2 protein-coding genes and 3 pseudogenes are annotated in these 3,701 nt (G+C 58.7%); all 5 read right to left on the reverse strand.

The window, feature by feature from the left end; genetic code table 11:
- Window positions 1-539 (reverse strand): annotated as a pseudogene (locus tag DBR12_RS14815) (hypothetical protein); the annotation flags it as partial.
- Between the two features lie 141 nt (window positions 540-680).
- A pseudogene (locus DBR12_RS14820) lies at window positions 681-1,229 on the reverse strand (DUF924 family protein).
- 136 nt (window positions 1,230-1,365) lie between these two features.
- Window positions 1,366-2,007: a TonB family protein gene (locus DBR12_RS14825; RefSeq protein WP_108617963.1), complete on the reverse strand. Its 642-nt coding sequence runs from the start codon at window positions 2,005-2,007 to the stop codon at window positions 1,366-1,368.
- Window positions 2,008-2,057: 50 nt separating this feature from the next.
- Complete coding sequence (locus tag DBR12_RS14830; RefSeq protein WP_108617964.1) at window positions 2,058-2,792, reverse strand: hypothetical protein; 735 nt, start codon at window positions 2,790-2,792, stop codon at window positions 2,058-2,060.
- A gap of 306 nt (window positions 2,793-3,098) precedes the next feature.
- Window positions 3,099-3,701 (reverse strand): annotated as a pseudogene (locus DBR12_RS14835) (glutamine--tRNA ligase); the annotation flags it as partial.

Consider the following 3,701-nt stretch of genomic DNA (forward strand, 5'->3'; position numbering starts at 1 on the left):
CCCCAACGCTGGGTGAACAGCGCCATCAGCGCCAAAAAGGGCAGGACGGTGATCACCTCTTCGCCCAAAAGCTGCGGCGCCATGTTGGCAAAGATGATGACGCGATCCCCCGTATCGCTGGCCTGTAGCAACATCGCGCCAGGGTTGGGCGCCTGGGCCATCACCGATGCCAGCATCAACCCCACGCTTACCGTCACCACGATGTTGAGCAGCGCAAAGAAAAACATCCACAGCACATCGCGCGCTGACACCCTGGCAAACAAAACTTGCCAATGCCCGGGTGCCACCCAGCGCAGGGCCCACAGCGGAATCGCCGCCATCAGCAACGACGGCACCAGCCGCCCCAAGGGCGGCCAGGGCCAGGCAATCGGCAAAGTCACCACCAGAAACCCGGCCACCACCGCCGCCATCAGCAGCAGCCACTGCGGCGTAGACAAGCGGACGGGCTGGTTGTTGAAGAAGGGAAACTCGCGCCCCGGCCGCTCAATCCAGCCAAAACGCCCTGTCGCCCCCGATGCTTGCTCGGCTGTTCTTTGCATTGCCACTCCCTCTTGATAGCCAGAGCGCGCACGCTCTGGCGGATGAATGCCCAAATTATGAGAGATATTTGGCTTTGGCGCGCATCCATAAAGCGCGGAGAGCTATCAAAAAAATAGCAATCAGACGGGTGAGAGAGGCGTTCAGAACGACGACCCAGGCTCGCTCAAAAACACCAGCTCTTCAGGCTTAGAGCTGCGGCCCAGGACGGCATTGCGGTGCGGGTAACGGCCAAAGCGGTCAATGATGGCCTTGTGGCGGCGCTCAAAGTCCAGGTTGTTTTCCATGCCCGGCTGTGCAAACAGTGCCAGGGCCTGTTCATGAATCACCGCAGATTCGCTGTGCATGTACGGCATGTAGGCAAACACGCGCTGTGCGGTGGGCAGGCTGCGGTCCTGCCCGCTGGCCACCAGCTATTGCGCCAGAGCGAGGGCCAGTGCGTCTTGCGCAAAGGCGCGGGCAGTGTCGCGGTACACATTGCGCGAGAACTGGTCCAGCACCAGGATTTCTGCCAACCGGCCTTCGGGAGTGGCGCGCCAGGTGAACAGTTCACACCGGGCAGCGGCCTCCAGCGTGGGGCCGAAGCGGGTGCGGATGGATTCGTCCAAAGCAGTGTATTTGGCGAAGTGCTGCTTAGGAGTGAGCTTGGAAAACCAGAAGTGCAGGATATCGCTTTGTGTTGTTGGTGGCATAGCCAGAGGTGTATGGGCCACCGTCCGATTGCGGCCAGAAGCTGTCGGTCACCGCGGATGAAAGCGGACGCTCAACTGACAAAGTAAGCGGCTCCCCGTAAGCCAGTCCGCTTGAGCGAAACTTGAGCCAGCACTTTCACGGCACCGGCGCGGCAACAACAAATCGAATATCCGCCACGCCGGCAGTTTGCGCCGCAGCGATGACCCTGGCAACTTGCCCATAGGAGGTTTCTTCGTCGGCGCGGATATGGAGGGACACGCGATTGGCTTGGGAGGCCTCCTGGAGACGTTCAAGAAGATCGCCGAAACCAGCGGGAGTACTGCCGAGGTAAATCCGACCATCCTTTGTGATCGTGACAACTAGAGGAGCCGTGGCGTGAGATGAACTAGTTGTCATCTCGACAATGTTTGTAATGAGGGCTGCGGGACGCGCGCCTTCCAGAACAAACCTGACGGGCATATTCACCCATGTTTGTCGCCGAACATCACCTTGCTTGTAAGGTAAAAAGCGGGCCGTCTTTGCAATTCTCATCGCCTCAGCATCAAGCAAGTCGAATCCGGAGCTGCGCGAGACAATGATGCGGCTGACAGCACCTGACTCGGCCACTTGGAATCCGACAACTGTGGTGCCCTCAATGCCATACGTCCGAGCTTCGGGAGGATATTTGGGCGCTTCCAGCGGTTCTGCCAGCACCGGCAACTGCGAGTGCTGGGCAGAAACTACACCCCAGGACATGAGTAGAACCACCGCCAGCGAAAAAGGGGCGAAACGTTTCATATGTGTTGTCGAACGTATAGGTGAGCGGCACGCAACGTCATTGTGAGGTTTCACCGCGCCGGCTCCCGGATCTTGTAATGCCACGCCCGCATCAGAGTTGCGAGCTTCCCTTGGGAGCTCGAATCCAAGCGCCCCACACTGTTCATGAAGGCTTGCCCCACGGTACGCTGATACTTCGCGAATGCGGGCGCCCCGATATACAAAGCGACCGCCCTTAGATCGGACTCAACGCCTGCCACTTCCCGTCGGAGTATCTGAACAGTTCTCCTTGCCGCTTCGCGCTCGGCGCTTGAGTAGAGGCCAGCGGTGCCGGACGGCCTCTCCGCTTGCACAAAGAAAATCCAATTCAGACCCAGCCCCTGCAGTCGCAATGTTGCTGCTGCAACCGCTGGGTCGGAATTCCTTGCATCCAGGAGAACAAGCTCGGGATACGTCAGTCCTATTGCCAGCTCGAGTGCCAGGAAATTCTCAAGACTCCTCCCTTCAGGCAGGGAGATTTGAACGAGCTCTGTACAGAAATCTGGAAGCCATTTGCTCCAACTGGGATGGTTTGGCCCCCAATCGGCATCACGCCTCAACTCGGCAAAGTACGAGCGACAAAACAAATCTGCAGTCAACCCGAAGAGCTGCACCGGAGCAAGCAATCCATCCTTGTCGTTGACGAGTGTTTGCGCTGCCTCCAGACGGATATCGTCGGGAGCCTGTGCCTTGATGTCGCCCGCAGTGGCTCCGAACAGAAGCAATGCTATGACTAGAGTGCATTGGCGCATGAGCAGCAGAAACATGGGAGGTGAGACCTAACGATAAGCGTTTACCAGACTCAAGACGACCTGCGAGCAAGTTTGCATTTATAGCGTCAGATAAACCTCGCTGCCCGGCAATTGTCAACGCGGCAAACTATAGCTTGCCAGTAGACACGCACCGGACACTTAATAGCGCGGTTTGGACTGCCTCTAGCGGGTAGTGAACCAACGGCAGCTTATGGGTCGTGTTGTCCACTGTCGGCTCAGGGCCCCAAGCTGTCTTTAGCTCACAGGAAAAAAGGCCAGCAATCCTCAAAGTCTGCTGGCCTTTCCATATTCAGTGGGAAATTACTTCCCCCAAGAATCTTTCAATCCCACCGCCAAGTTAAACACCGGTTTCCCCGCCGTGTGGTCAATACGGTCCGCCACAAAGTACCCGTGCCGTTCAAACTGGAACTTGTCGTCCGGCTTGGCATTGGCGAGTGACGGCTCCACGATGGCGGTCACCACCTTCAGGCTGTTCGGGTTCAGGCTTTCAATGAAGTCCTTGCCGCCCGCGTCGGGGTGGGCGTCCAGGAACAGGCGGTCGTACATGCGCACTTCGGCGTTCACGCCGTCGGCCACGCCCACCCAGGTGATGGCGGCTTTCACCTTCACGCTGTCGGCGCCGGGGGTGCCGCTCTTGGTGTCGGGCACCACGGTGGCCAGCACTTCGGTGATGACGCCGTTAGCGTCTTTGGTGCAGCCGGTGCATTCAATGACGTAGCCGCCCTTCAGGCGCACAGTGTTGCCGGGCAGCATTTGACCGTCCGCCCCTGGCCGGGGCGGATAAAGGCGCTTGTAGCCCTTGGGCGGCACTTCTTCAAAGTCTTCGCGCTCGATCCAGACTTCTTTGCCGATGGTGAAGTGGCGGGTCGGCGACTCTGTTCCTTCAGGTGGGTGGGGCAGGGC

Origin of the sequence: Acidovorax sp. HMWF029 (genome assembly GCF_003060895.1) — a bacterium.
Classification (GTDB): domain Bacteria; phylum Pseudomonadota; class Gammaproteobacteria; order Burkholderiales; family Burkholderiaceae_C; genus Acidovorax.

Excerpts from the sequence above, each read along its gene's own strand:
- DBR12_RS14830 (WP_108617964.1), bottom strand. The coding sequence starts at position 2,792 with ATGTTTCTGCTGCTCATGCGCCAATGCACTCTAGTCATAGCATTGCTT.
- DBR12_RS14825 (WP_108617963.1), bottom strand. The coding sequence starts at position 2,007 with ATGAAACGTTTCGCCCCTTTTTCGCTGGCGGTGGTTCTACTCATGTCC.